The 22,171-nt window shown below is 72.2% G+C and carries 26 protein-coding genes and 1 pseudogene; 19 read left to right on the top strand and 8 right to left on the bottom strand.

Annotated elements, in window-relative coordinates; genetic code table 11:
- Positions 1-2: 2 nt before the first annotated feature.
- The 8 genes from AB5J54_RS06770 (at position 3) to AB5J54_RS06735 (ending at position 5,018) form a co-directional block, all read left to right on the top strand.
- Entirely contained in the window at positions 3-719 is a 717-nt protein-coding gene (locus tag AB5J54_RS06770; RefSeq protein WP_369142987.1) for a GvpL/GvpF family gas vesicle protein, read from the top strand.
- A gap of 30 nt (positions 720-749) precedes the next feature.
- A complete protein-coding gene (locus AB5J54_RS06765) occupies positions 750-998 on the top strand; it encodes a gas vesicle protein GvpG (RefSeq protein ID WP_369142986.1) in 249 nt (82 codons plus the stop codon).
- A 20-nt stretch (positions 999-1,018) separates the two neighbouring features.
- Complete coding sequence (gene gvpJ / locus AB5J54_RS06760) at positions 1,019-1,525, top strand: gas vesicle protein GvpJ (protein ID WP_369142985.1); 507 nt, start codon at positions 1,019-1,021, stop codon at positions 1,523-1,525.
- Entirely contained in the window at positions 1,522-2,427 is a 906-nt protein-coding gene (locus tag AB5J54_RS06755) for a GvpL/GvpF family gas vesicle protein (RefSeq protein WP_369142984.1), read from the top strand. The genes gvpJ and AB5J54_RS06755 overlap by 4 nt, the downstream gene beginning before the upstream one ends.
- The gene (locus AB5J54_RS06750; RefSeq protein WP_369142983.1) at positions 2,424-2,639 is read left to right on the top strand and encodes a gas vesicle protein; all 216 of its coding nucleotides are present in this window, start codon (positions 2,424-2,426) and stop codon (positions 2,637-2,639) included. The genes AB5J54_RS06755 and AB5J54_RS06750 overlap by 4 nt, the downstream gene beginning before the upstream one ends.
- Positions 2,636-3,055, top strand: a complete 420-nt coding sequence (locus tag AB5J54_RS06745; RefSeq protein ID WP_369142982.1) for a gas vesicle protein K — start codon at positions 2,636-2,638, stop codon at positions 3,053-3,055. Before AB5J54_RS06750 ends, AB5J54_RS06745 begins: the two co-directional genes overlap by 4 nt.
- Before the next feature lie 230 nt (positions 3,056-3,285).
- Positions 3,286-4,023: a VOC family protein gene (locus tag AB5J54_RS06740; RefSeq protein ID WP_369149240.1), complete on the top strand. Its 738-nt coding sequence runs from the start codon at positions 3,286-3,288 to the stop codon at positions 4,021-4,023.
- A 344-nt stretch (positions 4,024-4,367) separates the two neighbouring features.
- Positions 4,368-5,018, top strand: coding sequence for a class I SAM-dependent methyltransferase (locus AB5J54_RS06735; RefSeq protein ID WP_369142981.1), 651 nt, complete (start codon positions 4,368-4,370; stop codon positions 5,016-5,018).
- Here the strand turns inward: AB5J54_RS06735 and AB5J54_RS06730 are convergent.
- A pseudogene (locus AB5J54_RS06730) lies at positions 5,019-5,449 on the bottom strand (IS5/IS1182 family transposase); the annotation flags it as partial.
- A gap of 396 nt (positions 5,450-5,845) precedes the next feature.
- Here AB5J54_RS06730 and AB5J54_RS06725 point away from each other — a divergent pair.
- From AB5J54_RS06725 to AB5J54_RS06695, 7 genes are all read left to right on the top strand, one after another.
- Positions 5,846-6,691, top strand: coding sequence for a HipA family kinase (locus AB5J54_RS06725; RefSeq protein WP_369142980.1), 846 nt, complete (start codon positions 5,846-5,848; stop codon positions 6,689-6,691).
- Positions 6,688-7,071, top strand: a complete 384-nt coding sequence (locus AB5J54_RS06720) for a DUF3037 domain-containing protein (protein ID WP_369142979.1) — start codon at positions 6,688-6,690, stop codon at positions 7,069-7,071. The genes AB5J54_RS06725 and AB5J54_RS06720 overlap by 4 nt, the downstream gene beginning before the upstream one ends.
- 169 nt (positions 7,072-7,240) lie before the next feature.
- On the top strand, positions 7,241-8,002 hold the full coding sequence (gene fabG / locus AB5J54_RS06715; protein ID WP_369142978.1) for a 3-oxoacyl-ACP reductase FabG: 762 nt from the start codon (positions 7,241-7,243) through the stop codon (positions 8,000-8,002).
- 28 nt (positions 8,003-8,030) lie between these two features.
- Complete coding sequence (locus AB5J54_RS06710; protein WP_369142977.1) at positions 8,031-8,798, top strand: SDR family oxidoreductase; 768 nt, start codon at positions 8,031-8,033, stop codon at positions 8,796-8,798.
- 148 nt (positions 8,799-8,946) lie between these two features.
- Entirely contained in the window at positions 8,947-10,524 is a 1,578-nt protein-coding gene (locus AB5J54_RS06705) for an ABC transporter substrate-binding protein (protein ID WP_369142976.1), read from the top strand.
- A gap of 94 nt (positions 10,525-10,618) precedes the next feature.
- On the top strand, positions 10,619-11,302 hold the full coding sequence (gene ung / locus AB5J54_RS06700) for a uracil-DNA glycosylase (RefSeq protein WP_369142975.1): 684 nt from the start codon (positions 10,619-10,621) through the stop codon (positions 11,300-11,302).
- 70 nt (positions 11,303-11,372) lie between these two features.
- Entirely contained in the window at positions 11,373-11,846 is a 474-nt protein-coding gene (locus AB5J54_RS06695) for a hypothetical protein (RefSeq protein WP_369142974.1), read from the top strand.
- Positions 11,847-11,919: 73 nt separating this feature from the next.
- Here the strand turns inward: AB5J54_RS06695 and AB5J54_RS06690 are convergent, their stop codons facing one another.
- The 3 genes from AB5J54_RS06690 to AB5J54_RS06680 form a co-directional block, all read right to left on the bottom strand.
- Positions 11,920-12,408 (bottom strand): hypothetical protein, encoded by a 489-nt coding sequence (locus tag AB5J54_RS06690; protein WP_369142973.1) that lies wholly within the window; start codon positions 12,406-12,408, stop codon positions 11,920-11,922.
- Positions 12,409-12,527: 119 nt separating this feature from the next.
- On the bottom strand, positions 12,528-13,055 hold the full coding sequence (locus AB5J54_RS06685; protein ID WP_369142972.1) for a DinB family protein: 528 nt from the start codon (positions 13,053-13,055) through the stop codon (positions 12,528-12,530).
- Between the two features lie 64 nt (positions 13,056-13,119).
- Complete coding sequence (locus AB5J54_RS06680) at positions 13,120-13,737, bottom strand: TetR/AcrR family transcriptional regulator (protein WP_369142971.1); 618 nt, start codon at positions 13,735-13,737, stop codon at positions 13,120-13,122.
- Positions 13,738-13,918: 181 nt separating this feature from the next.
- On the opposite strand from AB5J54_RS06680, the gene AB5J54_RS06675 reads away from it, so the two are divergent.
- Together AB5J54_RS06675 and AB5J54_RS06670 are read left to right on the top strand one after the other, a co-directional pair.
- On the top strand, positions 13,919-15,142 hold the full coding sequence (locus AB5J54_RS06675; RefSeq protein WP_369142970.1) for an FAD-dependent monooxygenase: 1,224 nt from the start codon (positions 13,919-13,921) through the stop codon (positions 15,140-15,142).
- A gap of 55 nt (positions 15,143-15,197) precedes the next feature.
- The gene (locus AB5J54_RS06670) at positions 15,198-16,103 is read left to right on the top strand and encodes a Gfo/Idh/MocA family protein (protein ID WP_369142969.1); all 906 of its coding nucleotides are present in this window, start codon (positions 15,198-15,200) and stop codon (positions 16,101-16,103) included.
- On the opposite strand, the gene lnt is transcribed toward AB5J54_RS06670, so the two are convergent.
- Positions 16,048-17,658, bottom strand: a complete 1,611-nt coding sequence (gene lnt / locus AB5J54_RS06665) for an apolipoprotein N-acyltransferase (protein WP_369142968.1) — start codon at positions 17,656-17,658, stop codon at positions 16,048-16,050. The genes AB5J54_RS06670 and lnt overlap by 56 nt on opposite strands.
- A 54-nt stretch (positions 17,659-17,712) precedes the next feature.
- Positions 17,713-18,159, bottom strand: a complete 447-nt coding sequence (locus tag AB5J54_RS06660; protein WP_369142967.1) for a nuclear transport factor 2 family protein — start codon at positions 18,157-18,159, stop codon at positions 17,713-17,715.
- Between the two features lie 68 nt (positions 18,160-18,227).
- Here AB5J54_RS06660 and AB5J54_RS06655 point away from each other — a divergent pair, with 68 nt between their 5' ends.
- Both AB5J54_RS06655 and AB5J54_RS06650 read left to right on the top strand, forming a co-directional pair.
- Positions 18,228-18,821 carry a flavin reductase family protein gene (locus tag AB5J54_RS06655; RefSeq protein WP_369142966.1) on the top strand — a complete coding sequence of 198 codons (594 nt, stop codon included), beginning with the start codon at positions 18,228-18,230 and terminating at the stop codon, positions 18,819-18,821.
- A 68-nt stretch (positions 18,822-18,889) separates the two neighbouring features.
- Positions 18,890-19,924, top strand: a complete 1,035-nt coding sequence (locus tag AB5J54_RS06650; RefSeq protein WP_369142965.1) for a MerR family transcriptional regulator — start codon at positions 18,890-18,892, stop codon at positions 19,922-19,924.
- Positions 19,925-19,939: 15 nt separating this feature from the next.
- On the opposite strand, the gene AB5J54_RS06645 is transcribed toward AB5J54_RS06650, so the two are convergent.
- Complete coding sequence (locus tag AB5J54_RS06645) at positions 19,940-20,428, bottom strand: sigma-70 family RNA polymerase sigma factor (RefSeq protein ID WP_369149239.1); 489 nt, start codon at positions 20,426-20,428, stop codon at positions 19,940-19,942.
- Positions 20,429-20,740: 312 nt separating this feature from the next.
- Positions 20,741-22,114 (bottom strand): deoxyribodipyrimidine photo-lyase, encoded by a 1,374-nt coding sequence (locus tag AB5J54_RS06640; protein ID WP_369142964.1) that lies wholly within the window; start codon positions 22,112-22,114, stop codon positions 20,741-20,743.
- Between the last annotated feature and the right edge of the window lie 57 nt (positions 22,115-22,171).

Here is a 22,171-nt window from a genome sequence, read left to right as displayed (position 1 = left end):
CCATGGCCCTCTACGTCTACGCGATCGTCGCGGAGAACCATCCCGCCTCCGTCGAAGAGATGTCCGGAGTCGGCTCGGAATCGGCGCCCGTACGCGTCCTCGCTTCCGGGCCGCTTCGTGCCGTGGTCAGCGACATCTCCGAGGAGATCCGGCCCAAGCGGCGTGATCTGCTGATCCACCAGGAAGTGCAGGAACGTCTCATGCAGGGCGGCCCCGTCCTGCCCCTGCAGTTCGGCTACACCGCCCCCGACGAGGCGACGGTCGAGGAGGTGCTCCGCAGGGACGCCGACAGCTACCTCGCCAACCTGGAGCGGCTCGACGGCTGCGCCGAGTACCACGTGCGCGCGTCCCAGGACGAGGAGCAGCTCCTGCGCCAGATCCTGCGGGAGACGCCCGAGGCCCAGGAGCTGAACGAGCGGATCCGCTCCGGGGAGGAGGATCCGCAGCTGCCGCTCGCCCTCGGTCAGCTGGTGGCCGCGCAGGTGCGCGAACGGCAGGAGGCCCTGGCGTCCGGGCTCGTCGAGGCGATGGTGCCGTTCTCCCGGGAACACAGCATCCGGGAGGCGTCGGGCGATGACTTCCTCAACTTCTCGTTGTTGGTCCCCGAGGACCGGAAGCAGGAATTCCTCGCGTCGCAGGCGAACCTCGCCCAGGAGATCGAGGACGACGTCGAGCTGCGGCTCAGCGGCCCGCTTCCGCCGTACAGCTTCGTGCAGTGACTGAACGCCCCCGGGAAGGAGGGCACGAAGATGGGCCTGGTGACGTACCTGCTCACGCTGCCGCTCGCCCCGCTGCGCGGCGTCGTCTGGGTCGCCGAGAGGGTGACCGAGAAGGCGGAGGAGGAGTACTACGACCCCGCTCCCGTCTGGCGGGAGCTCGCGGACCTGGAGGGCCGGCTCGTACGAGGTGAGATCGATCAGGAGACCTTCGACGAACGTGAGGACGAGCTGCTCGACCGGCTGGACGAGATCACGGCCCATCGGCAGCAGACGCCATAACCGGAGACGAGGCCAGCGTCGTGTCTGATCCCCTGCCCGAGCGCTTCGGGCACGTCCCTTCCCGAGCGGCGCCGATACCGTACGGCCCGAGTTCCTCCGCGAACCTTGCGGACATCCTCGAACGTGTCCTGGACAAGGGCATCGTCATCGCCGGGGACATCCGCATCAACCTGCTCGACATCGAGCTGTTGACCATCAAACTGCGGATCCTGATCGCCTCCGTGGACAAGGCCAAGGAGATGGGCATCGACTGGTGGGAGCACGACCCCTCGCTCTCGTCGAGACACAGCGGTGATCCGCTGGCGGAGGAGAACCGCCGGCTGCGCGCGGAACTGGAAGAGCTGCGGCGCGAGGCCGTGACCCCTGGGGACGCCCGGCGAAGGCCCACATCCCGGTCGCAGGGACGCGAGACGGACGCGTCCGGTGAGGCGGCCACGATGCCGGGTACCGCCGAGGAGTCGGATCCGGGTACCGCCGAGGAGTCGGACGACGCCGCTGAGCGACCACCCCGAAGGCGCAGAGCATGAACGGTCACGACGGACTGACCTACGTCTACGCCGCGGCTCCCGACACAAGGCGGCTGCGGACGGAGCTCCTCGGCGTCCGCGGCGTGTCGGGGGCACCCGTCTCCCTCCTCGGCGTTACGGGGGAGAGCGAGAGCCAGAGCGAGGACGTGCCGGGCAGCACCCTCCGTACGAGCGGCACGGAGGACGCCGTCGCGTTCGTCATCAGCCGCGTCGCACCCCACGAATTCGACGAACGTGCACTGAAGCAGCGCTTCGAGGACCTGGAGTGGCTGGAGGGCGTCGCAAGGGCCCACAACGAGGTCGTCCAGACGATCGCCCGCCACGACACTGTCCTGCCCCTGCGCCTGGCCACCGTCTACCAGAACGACGACCGGGCTCGCCGGGCGCTCGTCGCCCAGCGGCACGCCTTCGCCGAGCGGATCGACCTGCTCCGTGGCCAGAGCGAGTTCGGGGTCAAGCTCTACGTCACCGCCGCAGTGCCTTCGGAGGAGACGCACGACGACACAGCCGCCGACTCAGGGGACACCGCCGCACTCAGCCCCGGCAAGGCATACCTGCGCCGGCGCCGCGCACAGCACAGCGCCCAGGAGAGCCGCTACCTGCACGCCCAGCAGGCCGCCGAACGGATCGAGGCCCTCGCCTCCCGCTTCACCCCGCACTGCGTGCGCCACCCCGCCCAGCGCGGGACCCTGGCCGGGCCTGACGAGAACGTCCTCAACGACGCCTACCTGGTCCCGGACTATCAGGCCGACGCGTTCCGCGAGGCGGTCACCGCGGCGGCGGAGGACATCGATGGCATACGCATCGACGTCACAGGCCCCTGGGCCCCCTACTCCTTCGCCATGCCGCCGCCGCCTCCGTCGCTCCCGCCGGACGAAGACCGGGACGGGCGAGTGCCGTGACCGGCGCCAGGCCCGTCGAAGCACTGCCCGGACGCCAGGTCGCCCTGGTCGACCTGCTCGACAGGCTGCTCAGCGGGGGCGTGGTCCTGTCCGGCGACATCGTGTTGTCGATCGCCGACATCGACCTCGTGCGCATCTCGCTCCGCGCCCTGATCGTGTCCGTCGGTACCGAGGCGGACCCGCTGGCACCGGCCGACCGGGGGCCGACGTGAGTGGGACCGGTCCGACGCCCGGGGAACGGAAGAGCTCCCCGGCCCCCTCGCCCGCCCTGCGCGATGTCGCGGCCAACCTGGGCGACACGTTCCGTCTCCTCCAGGCGCCGTCCACCCCCGCCGAAGAGTCCCTGCCTCCCGCTCGCCGGATCCGGACAGGCCGCGAGACCGTGGAGGAGGACCTCCTCAAGCTCGTCCTCACGATCGTGGAACTCGTGCGCCAGCTCATCGAGAGGCAGGCCCTGCGACGCGTCGACGCCGGCGACCTCACAGACGACCAGGAAGAGGAGCTGGGCGCGACCCTGATGGCACTGCACGACGCGCTGTCCGATCTCTGCGTCGAGCACGGCTACACGCTGGACGACCTGAACCTGGACCTCGGACCGCTGGGCCCGCTGTTGCCGCGTGGGGAGTGACGCCTTCGTGCGCATGAAGCGGCGCGCCGAGGGCATGCGCGAACGGGCGCCGCCGTCCGGTCTCCCCCTCCGGATGGAGGCGCTCCCTGTCGGACGGGGCCCGCTCGCGGCCCGATGCCTTTGGCGGGTCTACGGTTGAAGGTGTCCCTTCCCGCCTGGGTGATGCGAGGGTGACGGCCGTGTCCACTTCGAGCCACGAGATCGCGGGCGCCCCGTGCTGGGTCAGTCTGATGTCCTGGGACCTGGTTGCCGCGCAGAGCTTCTATGCCGGTGTCCTCGGCTGGGAGTTCCGTTCCAGCGGCCTCGGGGACAGTTTCTCGGTCGCTCTCCAGGAGGGCATGCCCGTCGCGGGTATCGGTGCACCGGCCGAACGACTCGACCTGCCGGTGGCGTGGACGCCTTACTTCGCCGTCTCCGACGCCGATGTCACCGCCGCCAGAATCTCCGAGCGCGGAGCGACCATGGCGGTGGGGCCCCTCGCCTTCGGTACCGGCAGGGCGGGGCTGGCGGCCGACCCCGCCGGAGCGGTCTTCGGGTTCTGGGAGGGAGCGGTCGTCCCGGACTGGTCAGTGGGTCGTGGCGGCGCCCCGGCCTGGCTGGAGCTGCACACACGCCATGCCTTCGAGGCCGCGATCTTCTACGGGGAGGTGCTCGGCTGGGCGGGGGAGCGGGCCGGATGCTGTGTCGCGTCCTACGAGCACGACGACGTCGTCCTGCGGCACGGCCACGCCGCCGTCGCGCGCATCAGCGGTCGTGCGACCGACGAGGCACCGGACCCCGGGATCCGCCCGCGCTGGCACGTCCACTTCCCTGTACCGGACCTGGAAGAGGCGATCGCGGCCACGACGAGTTTGGGCGGCACGTCCTCTCCGCCCGTGCACACGTCCACCACGAGCAGGTGGATCGACCTTGCCGACGCCGACGGGGCGATCTTCACCGTGGTCGCACCTCAGGCCACCTTGTCCTGAAGCTGTTTCCGCCGGTATCTCCCCGGTCTTGCCAGGGCACTACATAGGGGGCGTGCCGTAACAGCGGGCGAACCGTTCGAGGTAGGTGGGCTCGCCCGCGTGTCGGGCGTCGTCCTACTCGGGCGCGTCCTTGATCTCGTCCTTGGTCCGGTCAACGTAGACCCACCCCTCCGCGGTGTCGATGCGGCGGATGGTGTCCGACTTCCTGTGCGTACCCCCCAGATGTCCGTGTCAGGCATCGCTCTCGCCTCGCTTCTCCTCGTGCGCCTTCGGGCTAGGGTCTGTTTCAGAGGTGGATCAAGCGGTGACGTGCGGAGTCGGTGATGGCCCTATGCTGCACTCGCATGGTGGATCTTGGTAGTCAGATCGCATACTGGGACAGCGTCGGCGCAACGAAGACGTTCACCCATCCGGTGAATCTCAGCTGGCTGGCGGGGGTGAGCCGGAGCGCTCGGGTCCTGGATTACGGGTGTGGATACGGCCGGGTGATGGCCGAGTTGAGCGAGCACGGCTTCTCTGACGTGTCCGGTGTAGACCTGTCTCCCGCGCTGATCGAGCGGGGCCGTCAGTCGCGGCCTGACCTGCGCTTCGCCGTCCTGGAGTCCCCGCCGGACCTGACTCACACGTCGGCGAGCTTCGATGTCGTCCTGTTGTTCGCAGTGTTGACGTGTGTCCCCGACGGCAATGCTCAGCGGGCACTGGTCGACGAGCTGAACCGCGTCCTGGTGCCCGGCGGGCTGCTCTACGTCAGCGACGTGGTCCTGCAGGACGACGAACGAAACCACAGCCGCTACGCGGCCTATGCCCAGCAATTCGGCACACCGTACGGGGTGTTCGCTACAGACGACGGTGCGGTGTGTCGGCATCACGACATCGCGGAGCTGCGTGCTCTGCTGTCGGGCTTCGACCTGGTGGACGAGAGCCGGATCGAGGTTGCCACGATGAACGGCCATCGGTCGCAGGCGGTGCAGTTGCTGGCCCGCAAGCTGTACTGATCACAGCCACTCATTGATGGCCGCGATCAGCACGGTGGCCTCGTAGCGGACGGCGAGTTTGTCGTACCTCGTGGCCACCGCGCGGTGCCGCTTCAGGCGGTTGATCCCGCACTCCACCGCGTGGCCCTCCTTGTAGTCGTCCTTGTCGAACTTCGGCGGCCGGCCCCCGTGGGAGCCGCGCTTCTTGCGGTTGGCGATCTGGTCGCGCTTCTCCGGGATGGTGCAGCGGATATCGCGTCGGCGCACGCCTTGTGCGCGCGGACTTTGTCCGGCCGGGTGCGGGGGCGTCCCGGGCCGAGCCTGGGCACGCGGATGCGGTCCGGGACGACCTGGAACTGCGGGGAGTCCCCGCGCTGCCCGGCCATCGGCTTCTGGGCCTGCTCGACCGCCAGGTGGATCTTGGTGGTCAGTCCTCCGCGTGAGCGTCCGAGCCCGTGGTCGTCGGGCTCGGTGAACCGCCAGGGCGAGGTGTTCGGGCTGAGCCCGGAGGAGATCGACCATGAACGCGGCCTGCTTCATGTTCGGCGCCAAGTGCAGGCCATCCAGGGGAGGCTGTACTTCGCCCTTCCGAAGGGGAAGAAGATCCGCGCGGTGGCTCGGGCATTCCTCGCCGGCGATCACCCTCGGTTACTATGCTCACTTCATGCCGGAAGCTGGCAGCAAGGGGCGCGGCACCATCGACGGTCTGCTTGGGGAGCGGGGAGACCGGCCCGCTGGCCGAAACTCCCCAGATTCTCCCCAGCGTCGTTGACCGCTGATTCCTGCCTCTACGCCCCGGAGAAGTCGTCCGTGGATTGTAAGGCTGAAGAGATGGGTGGCCTGGGAAAGTGTTGGAAGAGGTCGTAGCGACCCGCTATGTCACGCCCCTGCGTGAGGGCGGCTCGCTCCCCGGGATCGTCGAGGCCGACGACCTCGGCACGTATGTCATGAAATTCACCGGCGCCGGCCAGGGGCGCAAGACCCTGGTCGCCGAGGTCATCTGCGGGCAGCTCGCCCGCAGGCTCGGGCTGCGGGTGCCGGAGCTCGTCACCATCCAGCTCGACCCGGTCATCGGGCTCTCCGAGCCCGACCAGGAGGTGCAGGAGCTGCTCAAGGCCAGCGGCGGGCTCAACCTGGGCATGGACTTCCTGCCCGGCTCGCTGGGCTTCGACCCGCTCGCGTACGAGGTCGACCCCCGCGAGGCCGGGAAGGTCGTCTGGTTCGACGCGGTGATCAACAATGTCGACCGGTCCTGGCGCAACCCGAACATGCTCGTCTGGCACGGCGACCTGTGGCTCATCGACCACGGCGCCACTATGATCTGGCACCACAACTGGCCGGGCGCCCAGGCCTCCGCCGCGAAGCCGTACGACGCCTCCGACCACGCGCTCGCCCCCTTCGGCCCGGACGTCGCCGCCGCGGCCGCCGAGCTCGCCCCGCTGGTCACCCGCGAGCTCCTGGAGGAGGTCGCCGCCGACGTCCCCGACGAGTGGCTCGTCGACGAGCCCGGCTTCGACAGCACCGACGAGGTGCGCGCCGCCTACGTCGCGGCGCTGCTGCCCCGTGCCGCCACCATCCACGAGCGGATCACGCTCGGGCCCCGCACCGAGAGCAGGCCGCAGCAGCCGCCCGGCTGGCTCGCCGAGCGCCTCGCGCCCCGGACGCACCCCACCCAGAAGGACAGCACGACGTGACCGACCGCGATGTCTTCGAGTACGCGCTGCTGCGCGTCGTCCCGCGGGTGGAGCGCGGCGAGTGCTTCAACGCGGGAGTGGTCGTCTACTGCCGCGCCCGGTCCTTCGTGGCCGCCCGTACGCATCTGGACGAGGCCAAGCTGACCGCACTCGACCCGGCGGCCGACGTGACCGGCGTACGGGCCGCGCTGCGTGCCGTCGAGGGGGTCTGCCTGGGCGGCGACGCGGCCGGTCAGGCCGCACGCGACGACGCCGGGCGCCGCTTCCGCTGGCTGATCGCGCCGCGCTCCACGGTCGTGCAGCCGGGGCCCGTCCACACGGGTCTGACCGCCGACCCCGAGGCCGAGGTGGAACGGCTGCTCGACCTTCTCGTGCGGTAGGTGACCGAGGAGTGACCTGGTGCACCCGGTGGGCCGTTGACACCGGGTGCCAGGGCTTCTAGCGTCTCGTCTGCGGACGATACTAAGCGGTCGCTCATGTGCGGGACGCAGGAGCGCGCCACCGGTTCGACCGCGACCAGGGACGATCCAAGGGCGAGGAGAACCAAGCATGTCCACCACCGAGCAGCGCGTAGCCGTCGTCACGGGTGCCGCACGGGGCATCGGCGCGGCCACCGCGCTCCGCCTGGCGGCCGAGGGCCGCGCCGTCGCCGTACTCGACCTCGACGAGGCGGCCTGCAAGGACACCGTCGAGAAGATCACCGCCGCGGGCGGCACCGCTCTCGCCGTCGGCTGCGACGTCTCGGACAGCGCTCAGGTGGAGGCCGCCGTCGCGCGGGTCGCCGCCGAGCTCGGCGCGCCGACGATCCTCGTCAACAACGCGGGCGTGCTCCGCGACAACCTGCTCTTCAAGATGTCCGAGGCCGACTGGGACCTCGTCATGAACGTCCACCTCAAGGGCGCCTTCCTGATGGCGAAGGCCGTCCAGAAGCACATGGTGGACGCGGGCTTCGGCCGGATCGTCTCGCTCTCCTCCTCCTCGGCGCTCGGCAACCGAGGCCAGGCCAACTACTCGGCCGTCAAGGCGGGTCTGCAGGGCTTCACCAAGACCCTGGCCAAGGAGCTCGGCAAGTTCGGCATCACCGCCAACGCCGTCGCCCCCGGCTTCATCGTCACCGAGATGACCGCGCAGACCGCCGAGCGCGTCGGCATGGGCTTCGAGGACTTCCAGGCGGCCGCCGCCTCCATGATCCCCGTGCAGCGGGTCGGCCGCCCCGAGGACGTCGCCAACGCGATCGCCTTCTTCACGGGCGACGACGCCGGCTTTGTCTCCGGCCAGGTCATGTACGTGGCCGGCGGCCCGCTCAACTGACGACCGGCAGCGAGAGGAGGAGGCGCGCATGAGCGCTCAGGAACGGCCGGAGCCGTCCGGCAAGGTCGCCCTCGTCACCGGCGCCAGCCGGGGCATCGGCTACGGCATCGCCGAGGCCCTGGTCGCCCGCGGCGACCGGGTCGTCATCACCGGGCGCGGTGAGGAGGCCCTCAAGGAGGCCGTCGAGCGGCTCGGGGCCGACCGCGTCATCGCCGTCCCCGGCAAGGCGCACGACGAGGTCCACCAGGCCGCCGCGGTCGAGGCGGCGATGGACGGCTTCGGCCGTCTGGACTTCCTGATCAACAACGCCGGCACGAACCCCGTCTTCGGGCCCATCGCGGACCTGGACCTCGGGGTGGCCCGCAAGGTCTTCGAGACGAACGTGATCTCCGCGCTCGGTTTCGCCCAGCGCAGCTGGCACGCCTGGCAGAAGGAGAACGGCGGGGCGATCGTGAACATCGCCTCGATCGCCGGCGTCTCCGCCTCGCCTTTCGTCGGCGCGTACGGCGTGAGCAAGGCCGCGATGATCAATCTGACCCTTCAGCTGGCGCACGAATTCGCGCCTCTCGTGCGGGTCAACGCCATCGCGCCGGCCGTCGTGAAGACGAAATTCGCGCGGGCGCTCTACGAGGGCCGTGAGACGGAGGCGGCCGCAGCCTATCCGCTCGGCCGGCTCGGCGCGCCGGAGGACATCGGCGGCGCGGCCGCCTTCCTGACCTCGTCGCAGTCGGAGTGGATCACCGGTCAGACGCTCGTCGTCGACGGCGGCATTTTCCTGAACGCCGGAGTCGGGTGACCGATAACCGGACACTCTCCGGATTTCCTGTCCGGATTGAGCCCGGTTATACGTCGAATGCCTCAAGTGCCCCGTCGGGCTCGAAGATTGACCTGGCGGGGTGCTGCGGTATCGTCGGCCGACCCCTGGCTGAACGAGGAGCGTGCACGTGTTCAACCGGACCAGTCTGCAGGCCGCTGCAGCCCTTGTGTCCATATCCCTGGTAACCGGATGCGGTGTCTTCTCGGACAGTGAATCCGCCGGGGATCAGAGAATCGTCGTCGGCACGACGAGTTCTCCCACCACGCTTGATCCGGCCGCCGCCTGGGACAATTCCTGGGAGCTCTTCCGGAATGTCTTCCAGACCCTGGTCGCCTTCCCGACGGGAAGCACCACCCCGCAGTCGGACGCCGCCGACTGCAAGTTCACGGACACCTCCAGCCGGGTCTTCGAGTGCAAGCTCGTGGAGGGCCTCACGTTCTCCAACGGGCACAAGCTGGACGCCAACGCCGTGCAGTACTCGATCGAGCGCATCCGCACGATCAACCACAAGGGCGGTCCCAACGGGATGCTCGGCTCGCTCGACAAGATCGAGACCGTCGGCGACCGCACCGTCGTCTTCCGTCTCAACAAGTCGGACGCCACCTTCCCGTTCGTCCTCGCCACCCCCGCGATGTCGCTGGTCGACCCCGCCGAGTACCCGGCCGACCAGCTCCGCAAGGACGGCAAGGTCATGGGCTCGGGCCCGTACGTCCTCGACTCGTACACCGAGCGCGAGGCGGCGGAGCTGACGAAGAACCCCACCTACAAGGGCTTCGCCGACCGCAAGAACGGCGGCGTCACGATCAAGTACTTCGACGACTCCGACGCCATGGTCGCCGCCCTCCGGAAGAACGAGATCGACGCCACCTACCGCGGCCTCACCGCCGCCGAGGTCGTCAACCTCCAGGAGGACAAGCCGGAGAACAAGGGCCTCCAGCTCGTCGAGTCGACCGGCGCCGACATCCGCTACCTGGTCTTCAACGCCGAGGACGAGTCCGTCGCCAAGCCCGCCGTGCGCAAGGCGATCGCCCAGCTCGTCAACCGCGACGAACTGGTCAGCAAGGTCTACCAGGGCACCGCCGAGCCCCTGTACTCGATGGTGCCCAAGGGCATCGCCGCCCACACCACCAAGTTCTTCGACCGCTTCGGTTCGCCCAGCGTGGAGAAGGCGAAGAAGATCCTCCGCAACGCCGGCATCACCGAGCCCGTCGCCCTGGACTTCTGGTACACCACCGACCGGTACGGTTCCTCGACGGCCGCCGAGTTCGCCGAGCTCAAGCGGCAGCTGGAGGAGTCCGGCCTCTTCAAGGTCACCCTGCACGGCAAGCCGTGGAAGGAGTTCCAGGCGGGCTACCAGAAGGGCGAGTACCCGGTCTTCGGCCGCGGCTGGTTCCCCGACTTCCCGGACCCGGACAACTTCGTCGCCCCCTTCCTGGGCAAGGAGAACGTCCTCGGCACGCCGTACGAGAGCCCCCGGATCACCAACGAGCTCCTCCCGAAGTCCCGCCGCGAGAGCGACCGCGGGACCGTCACGGACGAGTTCGTGGAGGCCCAGGAGATCATGGTCCAGGACGTCCGGCTGCTGCCCCTGTGGCAGGGCAAGCTGTACATCGCGGCCGGCGAGGACATCGGCGGCGGCGAGCGCGCGCTCGACCCGCAGACGGTCATGCAGATGTGGGAGCTGAGCCGCCGGGCCAGCTGGTAGCGGACCTCTCAGCAGGACCTGCCGGGGGCCACTGTCAGTGGCCCCCGATAGGTTCTCGGACGAGAAGCACGAACGTCCACCGGAGGTTGTGACCGTGACCGACACCAGCATGCTGCCCGAGTCCTGGCGGGGTGTCCTCGGCGAGGAGCTGCAGAAGCCGTACTTCGCCCAGCTCACCGAGTTCGTCGAGGAGGAGCGCGCCAAGGGGCCGGTCTTCCCGCCGAAGGACGAGGTCTTCGCCGCCCTCGACGCCACCCCGTACGACAAGGTCAAGGTCCTGATCCTCGGTCAGGACCCGTACCACGGCGAGGGGCAGGGCCACGGCCTGTGCTTCTCCGTCCGCCCCGGCGTGAAGACCCCGCCCTCCCTGCGGAACATCTACAAGGAGATGCACGAGGAGCTCGGCCACCCGATCCCGGACAACGGCTATCTGATGCCGTGGGCCGAGCAGGGCGTCCTCCTGCTCAACGCCGTGCTGACGGTCCGCTCCGGCGAGGCGAACTCGCACAAGAGCAAGGGCTGGGAGAAGTTCACGGACGCGGTGATCACCGCCGTCGCCTCCCGCCCCGACCCCGCCGTCTTCGTCCTGTGGGGCAACTACGCGCAGAAGAAGCTGCCGCTGATCGACGAGGAGCGGCACGTCGTGGTGAAGGGGGCGCACCCCTCGCCGCTGTCGGCGAAGAAGTTCTTCGGATCGCGTCCCTTCACCCAGATCGACGCGGCCGTCGCCGCCCAGGGACACGAGCCGATCGACTGGCGCATCCCGGACCTCGGCTGAGCCTCGGCCCGATCCGGGCCCGCTGCGGCTAGCGTCGTCACTCCCAGTGGGAGAGCGGGTGGAGGTCGCGGTGACCGAGCAGCAGCAGGTGTCGGACGACGGGGTCATGACCAGGATCGGGCAGGCCATGATGCTGCTCCACGGCGGCGACCGCGAGGAGGCCCGGAACCGCTTCGGTCTCCTCTGGCAGCAGATCGGCCCGGACGGCGACCCCCTGCACCGCTGCACCCTCGCGCACTACATGGCGGACGCGCAGGACGATCCCGACACCGAGCTGGCCTGGGACCTGCGGGCGCTGAGCGCGGCCGAGGGCCTCGCCGAGGAGCGGCTCGCCGAGCACGATTCGGCGGCCGCGCTCCGGGCGCTGTACCCCTCGCTCCATCTCAACCTGGCCGCCGACTACGTCAAGCTCCAGAGGCCCGACGCCGCGCGGGTCCATCTGGACCGGGCCCGCGCGGCCTCGGACCACCTCGACGACGACGGCTACGGGAACGGGGTCCGGGCCGCGATCGAGCGCCTGGAGCGGCGGCTCGGAGGCGCGTGAAGGGGCGCGTGAAGGGGCACGTGTAGGGGCGGATGAGGGGGCGCGTGACGGTTCCGGGGCGTACGGCGGGGACTCACCGGCCGTACGTGCCGTGGCAGATCCTCGCCTGATCGCTGCCGGGGTCCCAGCCCCCGTACCGCTCGCCCAGACCGCAGACCTCGTCGCGGGAGACCGGCGGCTCCTTCGGCAGCCTCCCGAGGTCCGGCAGGCCGGGGAGGCCCGGCCGGGCCGACGGGCGCGGTCGGTCGTGCTGCTTCGGTACGGAGCCGGGGTGCGGGGCCTCCGGCCGGGGCGGCGTCACCGTCCGCCGGTGCTGCCCCGCCGGAGGCGCCGCGCGGGGCGCGGCGGACGGCGGGGGAGCGGGAAGGGCCGCTTCGAGGGCCTCGCGGGCCGGGCCCTCGACGATCTGCGGTGCCACGTCCTGGGCGGGGCGTACGGTGTCGGCCGCGGGCGCGGGGGCGTGGGCGGGCGCCGTCGGCGGGGCGTCCACCGAGACGCAGCCCGCGAGGGCGGCGACCGCCGCTCCGACCAGGATCTTCACTGTGGTTCGGGTTCCATGCACCCGCGCAACTCTGCTGGTCCGTACGCGATCTTCGCTCCCCTACCGGCGGGGAATGCCCCGCACGGGTGAGAGGTGCGGGGCCCGCTCTTGACCGGCCCCGGGTGGGGTCCGGTGCGAGGTCAGTCGCCGGTCGCGCCGTCGATCCGCTCGCGGATGAGGTCCGCGTGGCCGTTGTGGCGGGCGTACTCCTCGATCATGTGGAGGTAGATCCACCGGAGGTTGAAGGTGCGCCCGGTGCGGTGCCGGCCCACGCCCAGGTCGTCGAGGTCACGGCCGGCGGCCAGGGTGCGCGCGTGCGCGATCTCGGCCTGCCAGGTGGCGTGGGCCTCCTCGTAGGTGTCCTCGTCCGTGACGTGGATGTCCCCGTCGCGGTCCGCCTCCGTGGAGTAGATCCACGGCGCCTTCTCGCCGGCCAGGACGTTGCGGAACCAGCCGCGCTCGACCTCGGCCATGTGTCGGACCAGGCCGAGCAGGTTGAGGTCCGAGGGCCGGGCGGACAGGGTGCGCAGCTGGGCGTCGTCGAGCCCCTCGCACTTCACCGCGAGGGTCGCGCGATGGAAGTCGAGCCACTGCTCCAGCGCTTCGCGCTCGCCCGTGGTGGTGGCGGGGTCGACGCGCGGGACGGTTTCGGTGCCTTCGGTGGTCATGGGCGGCATCGTCCCCCATGATCGCCGACGGCGCCAGGGATTTCGCGGCCCTCCGGCAGGACTGTCAGCCCCGGTCCCCGAGCATGCCGCGCAGCAACTCGTCGAAGCCGGTGCGCAGTTCCGCGCGGCTCGGCACGGACGCGTGGAAGGAGCCCGCCGCGCAGGAGAACATCAGCCCCTCGCTCCAGGCGATCAGGGAGAGCGCGTGCCGTTCGGGCTCCGGCGAGCCGGCCGCCGTCATCATCGCGATCAGCGGGGTGTGGAAGGTCGCGCCGGCCGTGTCGAAGAAGCTCCGGAGCTCGGGGCGGCGGGTGGCCTCCAGGGCCAGCTCGTAGCGGGAGACCAGCAGCGAGCGGTGGTCGGTGAGATAGCGGTGCAGGGCGAGGGCCAGCGCGTCGACGAGTGCCTCGCCGCCGCTCTCCGGGCCCGGCAGCTCGTGCGGGGTGAGGACCTCGGCCTCCCGCTGGACCTGGCGCCGTACGGCCGTCTCCAGGAGGGCCTGGCGGGTGCGGGCGTGGTTGGACGTCGAGCCCTGCGGCAGCCCCGCGCGCTCGTCCACGGCGCGGTGGGTCAGGCCCCGCATCCCCCGCTCGACCAGGAGGGCGAGGGCGGCGTCGCCGATCCGATCGGCGCGGGAGACGGGGGACTCCGGGGCCGGGGTCCCGGCGGTGGCTGAGGTCATGGGGACAACCTACTACCGGCGCGACTACAGCTGTAGTACGGTCACGGTGTCGACCTCACTACAGCTGTAGTGAGGAGGGTGCTCGCCCGGCACACCGCACCCGCGGTGTTCCGTCGCACCCGCAGGGCCGACCGCACCCGCAGGGCCCGTCGCCCCGCCCGTACCGAGCCGAGGAGCAGCCATGGAACAGCACCGCGCCGTCGTCGTCGGAGCCGGCATCGGCGGACTCACCGCCGCCGTCGCCCTGCACCGTCGCGGCCGGCACGTCACCGTCCTCGAACGCGCCGCCGACCTCACCCCCGTCGGCGCCGGCATCGCCCTCGCCCCCAACGCGCAGCGCGCCCTCGACGTCATCGGCCTCGGCGACCGCGTGCGCGAGCTCTCCGCCTGGCAGGGCGACGGCGGCATGCGCACCCCCGGCGGCCGCTGGCTCGCCCGTACCGACGCCAAGGCCGCCGCCGCCCGCTTCGGCGGGCCCCTCGTCCTCCTCCACCGCGCCACCCTCGTCGACATCCTCACCTCCGCCCTCCCCGAAGGCGCCGTCCGCACCGGCGTGACCGCCACCGTCACCGACCCCGGCGACGACCACCGCCCCGCCCGCCTCACCGTCACGGAGGGGACCGGGGCCGGCAGCGAACTGGAGGCCGAGCTCGTCCTCGGCGCCGACGGCATCCACTCGGCGACCCGCACGACGCTCTTCCCCGACCACCCCGGCCCCCGCTACTCCGGCGCCACCAGCTGGCGCGTCGTCGTCCCCGCCCCCGCGCGGCCCTTCGCCCCGCACGAGACCTGGGGCGCCGGCCGGCTGTGGGGCAGCCAGCCCCTCAAGGACGGCCGGGTCTACGCGTACGCCATGGCCGCCGCCCCCGCCGGCGGTCACGCACCCGACGACGAGAAGGCCGAACTGCTCCGGCTCTTCGGGGACTGGCACCACCCCGTCCCCGAGATCCTCGCCGGCGTCGACCCCGACCGGATCCTGCGGCACGACGTCCACCACCTGCCCGACCCGCTGCCCGCCTTCCACCAGGGCAGAGTGGCCCTCCTCGGCGACGCCGCGCACGCGATGATGCCGAGCCTCGGCCAGGGCGGGAACCAGGCCGTCGAGGACGCCGTCGTCCTCGCCCACCACGCCGGCGCCGCCCCCGGCTTCCTGCCGAGCCGCGCCCTCGCCGCGTACACCGCCGACCGGCTGCCGCGCACCACCGGCATCGTCCGCAAGGCCGCCCGCACCGGCGCGCTCACCCTGCTCTCCGCCGGCCCCGCCGTCGCCCTGCGCAACGCCGCCGTCAGCGCCGTCTCCCTGTTCGGACCCGGTCTCGCGCTGCGCGGCTTCGACGGCATCTGCGACTGGCACCCGCCCGTCGGCCCCGTGCCCTCGGCCGAGGGCATGATCCGTCCCGCGTAAGCTGACCGGCGCGAACGGCCCTTGCGGGCCGGTGGACGACGACAAGGGAGACCCCGTGAAGGTTGGCTGCATCGGACTCGGCGACATCGCGCAGAAGGCCTACCTTCCCGTCCTCGGCACCCTTCCCGGGGTCGAACTGCACCTCCAGACCCGCACCCCGGCGACCCTGGAGCGGGTGGCCGACACCCTGCACCTGCCCGCCGGACGACGCCACCTCGACCTCGACTCGCTGCTCTCCGCCGGACTCGACGCGGCCTTCGTCCACGCCACCACCGCCGCCCACGCCGAGATCGCGACCCGACTCGTCGAAGCCGGAGTCCCCACGTACGTCGACAAGCCCCTCGCGTACGAGTACGCCGACTCCGAGCGGATCGTGGAACTCGCCGAGAAGCGCTCGGTCAGCCTCGCCGTCGGCTTCAACCGGCGCCTCGCCCCCAGCTACGCCCAGTGCCTCGACCACCCGCGCGAGCTGATCCTCCTGCAGAAGAACCGCATCGGCCTGCCCGAGGACCCCCGCACCCTCGTCCTCGACGACTTCATCCACGTCGTCGACACCCTGCGCTTCCTGCTGCCCGGCGAGGTCGAGCACATCGACGTGCGCGCCCGGATCCGCGAGGGGCTCATGCACCACGTGGTGCTCCAGCTCTCCGGCGACGGCTTCACCGCCATCGGCATGATGAACCGGATGAACGGCTCCACCGAGGAGATCCTGGAGGTGTCGGGGCAGGACACCAAGCGCCAGGTCCTCAACCTCGCCGAGGTCGTCGACCACAAGGGGCAGCCGAGCGTGCGCCGGCGCGGCGACTGGGTGCCCGTCGCCCGGCAGCGCGGCATCGAGCAGGCGGTCCTCGCCTTCCTCGACTCCGTACGCGAAGGCCGGGTGCTCAGCGCCCGCGACGCGCTCCTCACGCACGAGCTGTGCGAGCGCGTCGTCCGCGACGCGCTGGCGCAGGCGTCCTGAAAGCACCCGCGCCCTCGGCGGCGCACACCGCGCCCACCACCACGAGCGCGCCGTACAAGGGCCAGTCGCCCCACCGCACATAGGCCGTCGTCGTACCCGAGAGCGGCAGCTCGCGCACGACGGCGGCGCTCGCGTCGGTGCCGAGCGCCCGGCCGACCCTCCGCCCGTCGGGACCGTACGCGGCACTGACCCCGGTGAGCGTCGCGTGGACCACGGGACGACCCGTCTCCGCCGCCCGCAGGGCCGCGAGGGAGGCGTGCTGGGCGGGCGCCCAGCTGCCCTGGAAGGTACTGGTCGACGACTGCACGACCAGGAGGCCGGCCCCGTCGCGGGTGAGGCGGCGGCTCATGTCGGGGAACGCGGACTCGAAGCAGACGAGCGGTCCGACCCGCGGCGGGGACGCACCGGCCCCGCGGCCGGGCAGGGCCATCACCACCGGCTCGGAGCCCCGCCGCCGGTCCTCGTCCGCGGCCCGGCCGGCGGACGTCACCCAGCCCAGGAGCGGACGCGCCGGTATGTACTCGCCGAACGGCACGAGCCGCATCTTGTCGTAGCGGTCACCCGTGAGACCTGACGGGCCGACCAGGACCGCGCTCTTGTAGATGCCGGGACGGTCGGCCCCCCGTGCGTCCACGTTCACCAGGAGCGGCGCTCCCACCGCCCGCGACAGCGCGGTGAGCCGGGCCGCGAGCTTCGGGTCGCCCGTCGGATCGGCGCCCACCCCGCTCTCGCCCCACACCACCAGGTCGAGCCGCTGCCCGGCGAGGGAGCGGGTCAGCGCCTCGGCCCGCGCGAGACGCCCCTCGGGCCCGTCGGGGCCACCGAACACCCCCGGCTGCACGAGGCCCACCCGCACCGTCCCGCTCTCCCGCGGGGCCGGGACGCCCCAGGCCGCCGTCCCCACCACGAGGGCGCAGGCGGCGAGCCCCGCCACCCCGACGGCACGCCGCCCGGGCGACGCCACCAGCAGGACCACGGCCGTGTTCACCGCCACGAGCAGGAGGCTCACCAGCCACACCCCGCCGACCGAGGCGAGCCGCAGGGCCGCCGGGACCTGCCACTGGCTCGCCCCGAGCAGCCCCCACGGTCCGCCGAGCCCCTCCCAGGAGCGGGCCAGCTCGACGAGCAGCCAGCCCGAGGGCACCGCGAGCAGCGCCACGGCCGCCCGCGGCAGCGACGGCGTACCGCCGAGGAGCGCCCTGACGAGCCACCCCCAGGGCAGCCACAGCAGACCGAGCAGCGCGGCTAGCGGGAGCAGGAACACGTGCAGGCTCGGCAGCAGCCAGTGGTGCATCGCCAGCATGAACCCGAGGCCGCCGAACCAGCCGTCGAGGCCGGCCCGCCGGGCCCCCGGCGCCGAACGGATCAGCAGCAGCCACGGTACGAGCGCCAGACAGGCCCGCCACCAGAGCCCGGGGGCCGGGAAGGCGAGCACGGGCAGGGCGCCGCAGCCGACGGCGAGCAGGGAACGCGCGGCCCCGCGCCCGGAACGCCGGGGGGCGGGGGAGAGGTCGGCCCGGCCTCCTCGGCGTCGGATCACGAACGGACCACGCATGACGTGCCTCCCGTCGATGCCTCCAGTGTCCGCGAAACCCCCGGTGACCAGGGGTCAGCTGTGGCGGCGCCACCGTTCGTCGACGACGACCGAGGCCAGCCGCCAGCCCTCGGCCGTGCGGCGCGCCACGAAGGCGTACCGCCCGCCGCAGACGAACTCCTCGCCGGAGGCGAACCGCATCGGGTTGACGTAGTCGGCGCCGATGTCCGCCCGGTCCCCGGTCTCCGGGTAGCCGCCCGGCTCACGGAACCGCACCCGGCGGTTCACGATGAGGTGCTGGCGTACGGGAAACAGGGGCAGCGTCGCGGCGAGCCACTCCGCGACCTCCGCCGCCGGCCCCTCGATCCCGCCCGAACCGCGGTAGTCGGCCCGGCCGTCCGGGGCGAACAGCCCCCGGTAGGCGTCCCAGTCGCCCTCGTCCACGGCCGCCGCGTACCCGGTGACCAGGTCGTCGAGGGCGAATCGGTCCATCACGGTCGCGAGGTCCACGCGCTGCGTCATCGGCTCAGTGTCGGTCAGCGGGGGCCAGGGGCCAAGAGGTCGGAAGGAGGCCGGTCATACTGGCGGCCATGCGCGTGAACATCGATCCCGGACTGACCGACCGCACCTCCTTCTACCGTCTCCTCACCGCCACCGTCGTGCCCCGGCCGATCGCCTGGGTGTCCACGGCCTCGGCCGACGGGACGGACAACCTCGCCCCGCACTCCTTCTTCACCATCTCCTCGGTGGCGCCGCCGGTCGTGCAGTTCACCTCGGTCGGGCGGAAGGACACGCTGCGCAACGTCGAGGAGACCGGGGAGTTCGTGGTGAACCTCGCCCCCGAGGGGCTCTTCGAGCGGATCAACGCCACTTCGACGGACTTCCCCCGCGGAGTGAGCGAGTTCGACGCCTGCGGCATCGAGCGGGAGCCGAGCCTGCGGGTGAAGCCGCCGCGGGTCGCCCAGTCGCCGGTGGCCCTGGAGTGCGAGCTGCACAGCACCCTGCGGATCGGCGACTCGACGGTCGTCTTCGGCCGGGTCGTGCACGCGGCGGTCGACGAGTCGGTCATGGTCGACGGCCACCCCGAGATGACTCTCATGCGCCCGCTGACCCGGCTCGGCAAGAACGAGTGGGGCACCCTGGGCGGCATCGAGGAGATCGCCAGGGTGCCCTACCGGACCTGAGAGCCCCCAGCCCGCGAACCGCACTTTCCGTGCATCGTTTCCGCATCGGACCTCGTATCGTGGGTGGCATGTCCGATACGGCGCACGGGATCACGACCGGTGCCGTGGCGCGGCGTCTGGGCGTCTCTCCCACCACGGTGCGTTCCTGGGACCAGCGGTACGGCATCGGTCCGGCCGTCCGCGCGGACGGCCGGCACCGTCGGTGGAGCCCGGCGGACCTCGCGGTGCTCGACGAGATGTGCCGCCTCACGGCCTCGGGCGTCCCGCCCGCCGAGGCCGCGAAGGCCGCACGGCAGGCGCGGACCTCGGCGGAGCCGACCGTTCCCGATGCCGCCCCCGGCGCCCCTGCGGCCCCCGTCGTCCCCGGGAGGACCCGTCGACCCGGACCCGGCGAAGGCCTGCCGCGGGGCGACGTCCGGCGGGAGGCCCGCGGGCTCGCCCGCGCCGCCGTACGCCTCGACGGCCCCGCCATGGAGAGGCTGCTCCAGGAGGCGCTGGCCGAACACGGCCTGGTCACCGCCTGGCAGGAGATCATGGTCCCGACGCTGCACGCCGTGGGCCGCACCTGGGAGTCGTCCGGCGACCGCTACGTCGAGGTGGAGCACCTGCTGTCCTGGCACGTCTCCACCGCGCTGCGCCGGGCCGCCGTGACGGGCCCGGCGACGGCTTCCCCGGCCGCCCCGGTCGTGCTGGCGTGCGTCCCCGGGGAGCAGCACACGCTCCCCCTGGAGGCGCTCGCGGCGGGACTGGCGGAGCGGGGCCTGCCGACCAGGATGTTCGGCGCCGCGGTGCCCGCGGAGGCCCTCGACGCGGCGGTGCGACGCTCGGGGCCGGCCGCCGTCGCCCTCTGGTCCCAGGCGAGGTCCACCGCGAACCACGCCCTGGCCCGGCACGTCGCGGGGACGGCGTTCGGGGTACGGGGAGCACGCACGGCCCCCCTGGTCCTGCTGGCGGGCCCCGGCTGGCTCGGCCGGCCCCCGGCTCCCGGCACGGTGCGTCCCACCGGGCTGCCCGAGGCCCTCGGCGTGATCTCCCGGCTGTACGGGCAACCGGCCGAGAGCACGGAGCCGTACGGGCAACCGGCCGTGAGTCAGGAGGACTGACCCCGCCGCCTCGGGTCACCCACCCGTCGCCGCGAGGCCGAGACCGTGGCGCATGCGCAGGAGGCCGCGGCGGGCGTGGCTCTTGACCGTGCCGAGCGGCATGCCGGTGCGGTCGGCGATCTGCGTCTGGGTCAGGTCGGCGAAGTAGGCGAGCTCCAGGACGTCGCGCTGGACGCGGGGGAGTCGGGCCAGTTCCTCGGTGACGAGGAGCCGGTCGATGATCCCCTCGGGGCCTTCCTGGGAGCCGCCGGTGTGCTCCAGGGCGGCGCCGAGGGCCGCGGTGAGCTCGGTGCGCCGGGTGCGGGCGGTCAGCGCGTCGGCGATCTTCCGGCGGGTGATGCCGGTGAGCCACCCCGGCAGGGTCCCCCGCTCGGGACGGAAGTTCGCGCGGCCCCGCCAGGCGGCGACGAACACCTGCTGGGTGACGTCCTCCGCCTCACGGGGGTCGCCCAGGGCGCGGGCCGCGAGCGAGTGCACGAGCCGTCCCCAGCGGTGGTACGCCATGTCCAGGCACCGCTCGTCCCCGTGGACCAGCCCCTGCGCGATCCGCTCGTCGTCGGCGGCAGCCGTGCCGCGCCGCGTGCGGTGGTCGTGGGTCTCCGCCGGGGTGGCGAGGGGGCCGGTCGTCCGGGGCGCGGTCATGACGGTTCCTCCTCCGGGCGGTGGCGCGGGTGACCACCGGGGCGTGCGACCGCCGGTGTCGGAGCGGCGGTACGGCGGAACCTCGTCGATTCCGTGTCCTCACGTTCCGGCGCCGGCCCCCCGCTCCTCAACCCGCATCGTTTCCGCATCGGAATTCCGGTGATGCGGCACCGCTCAGGAGGTCCCCCGGCCCTGCCGGAAGCGCGCCAGCCCTTCGGAGAGCTCGATCAGCGGGTCCGGGTAGTCGTAGGCGGCCCGATCGAGGCGGGTGAGGCGCCAGGGCTCGTGGACGGCCGGTCCGCCGAGGTCCGCGAGCTCCGGCACCCAGCGCCGGACATAGGCGCCGTCGGGGTCGTACCGCTTGCCCTGGAGCACCGGGTTGAGGACGCGGTTGGGGCGGCTGTCCGTCCCTGTCCCGGCCACCCACTGCCAGTTGAGCTGGTTGTTCGCGACGTCGCCGTCCACCAGCAGATCGAGGAAGTGGCGGGCACCCTCGCGCCAGTCGATGTACAGCGTCTTGGCGAGGAAGGAGGCGGTGAGCAGCCGGCCGCGGTTGTGCATCCAGCCCTCGTGGGCGAGCTGCCGCATGGCGGCGTCGACGACGGGATAGCCGGTCCGTCCCTCGCGCCACGCCGCCAGGTCCGCCTCGGCCCCGGCGCCCCGGCGCCAGCGGTCGTGACGCGGACGGTAGTCCGCGCTCGCCGCCCGGGGCCGGGCGGCGAGCACCTGACGGTGGAAGTCGCGCCAGCACAGCTGCCGCACGAAGGCGTCCGCTCCGGCGCCGCCGCGCTTCCTGGCCCGCTGCACGGCCTCCAGGGCGGAGACGGCCCCGAAGTGGAGGTACGGCGAGAGGCGCGACGTGGCGTCGCCGGCCAGGTCGTCATGGCGCTGCTCGTACGCGTCGCCGTGTGCCGTCAGCCACGAGGCGAGCCGTTTGCGCCCCTCGCTCTCGCCTCCCACGGCGAGGCCCGGCGACACGTCCGCGATCCCGGAGCGCCGGGGCGTCGGCTCCGACCGCACCCCCGTCGGCACGCGCACCGCCCTGGGGGCGGCCAGCGGTGTCCGCAGCGGCTCGCCCGCCCAGCGCCGGTGGTACGGCGTGAAGACCGCGAAGTGGTCCGAGCCCTGGGGGGTGATGTCACCGGGCGGCACGACGTCCACCACGCCGTCGTGCACGTACAGCCGGCAGCCGTCCTCCTCCAGCACCTTGCGCAGACGCTCCTCCCGCGCCCGGGCGAAGGCCGTCGCACCGGCCGCCAGGTGGACCTCGTCCGCCTCGGTCTGTCGCACCACCGCCCTGACCTCGGACACCGTGTCGCCCTTCCGCACCACGAGCCGGCCGCCCCGCTCCCTGAGCGCCCGGTCGAGGTCCACCAGGCAGTCCGCGAGGAAGGCCAGCCGGTTGGGGGCCGCGAAGCCGGCCCGGTCCACGGCCCGGTCGCGCACGAACAGCGGCACCACCTCGTGGGCCCCTTCCAAGGCGGCCCGCAGCGGCGGGTGGTCGTGCACCCGGAGGTCGGAGGTGTACAGAACGACGGCGACGGTCATCGCGTCCTCCCTGTTCGGCCGCCGGTCGCGAGCGCGCCGCCGGCGTATGGATGTCCC

This window comes from Streptomyces sp. R44, assembly GCF_041053105.1.
In the GTDB taxonomy this organism is placed as follows: Bacteria; Actinomycetota; Actinomycetes; order Streptomycetales; family Streptomycetaceae; genus Streptomyces.
This window is presented reverse-complemented; position numbering and strand designations above follow the sequence as displayed.

Coding starts and splice junctions, on each gene's coding strand:
- AB5J54_RS06770 (WP_369142987.1), top strand. CDS start 3: ATGGCCCTCTACGTCTACGCGATCGTCGCGGAGAACCATCCCGCCTCC.
- AB5J54_RS06765 (WP_369142986.1), top strand. CDS start 750: ATGGGCCTGGTGACGTACCTGCTCACGCTGCCGCTCGCCCCGCTGCGC.
- AB5J54_RS06755 (WP_369142984.1), top strand. CDS start 1,522: ATGAACGGTCACGACGGACTGACCTACGTCTACGCCGCGGCTCCCGAC.
- AB5J54_RS06740 (WP_369149240.1), top strand. CDS start 3,286: ATGTCCTGGGACCTGGTTGCCGCGCAGAGCTTCTATGCCGGTGTCCTC.
- AB5J54_RS06735 (WP_369142981.1), top strand. CDS start 4,368: ATGGTGGATCTTGGTAGTCAGATCGCATACTGGGACAGCGTCGGCGCA.
- fabG (WP_369142978.1), top strand. CDS start 7,241: ATGTCCACCACCGAGCAGCGCGTAGCCGTCGTCACGGGTGCCGCACGG.
- AB5J54_RS06710 (WP_369142977.1), top strand. CDS start 8,031: ATGAGCGCTCAGGAACGGCCGGAGCCGTCCGGCAAGGTCGCCCTCGTC.
- AB5J54_RS06685 (WP_369142972.1), bottom strand. CDS start 13,055: ATGACCACCGAAGGCACCGAAACCGTCCCGCGCGTCGACCCCGCCACC.
- AB5J54_RS06680 (WP_369142971.1), bottom strand. CDS start 13,737: ATGACCTCAGCCACCGCCGGGACCCCGGCCCCGGAGTCCCCCGTCTCC.
- AB5J54_RS06675 (WP_369142970.1), top strand. CDS start 13,919: ATGGAACAGCACCGCGCCGTCGTCGTCGGAGCCGGCATCGGCGGACTC.
- lnt (WP_369142968.1), bottom strand. CDS start 17,658: ATGCGTGGTCCGTTCGTGATCCGACGCCGAGGAGGCCGGGCCGACCTC.
- AB5J54_RS06660 (WP_369142967.1), bottom strand. CDS start 18,159: ATGACGCAGCGCGTGGACCTCGCGACCGTGATGGACCGATTCGCCCTC.
- AB5J54_RS06655 (WP_369142966.1), top strand. CDS start 18,228: ATGCGCGTGAACATCGATCCCGGACTGACCGACCGCACCTCCTTCTAC.
- AB5J54_RS06650 (WP_369142965.1), top strand. CDS start 18,890: ATGTCCGATACGGCGCACGGGATCACGACCGGTGCCGTGGCGCGGCGT.
- AB5J54_RS06645 (WP_369149239.1), bottom strand. CDS start 20,428: ATGGCGTACCACCGCTGGGGACGGCTCGTGCACTCGCTCGCGGCCCGC.
- AB5J54_RS06640 (WP_369142964.1), bottom strand. CDS start 22,114: ATGACCGTCGCCGTCGTTCTGTACACCTCCGACCTCCGGGTGCACGAC.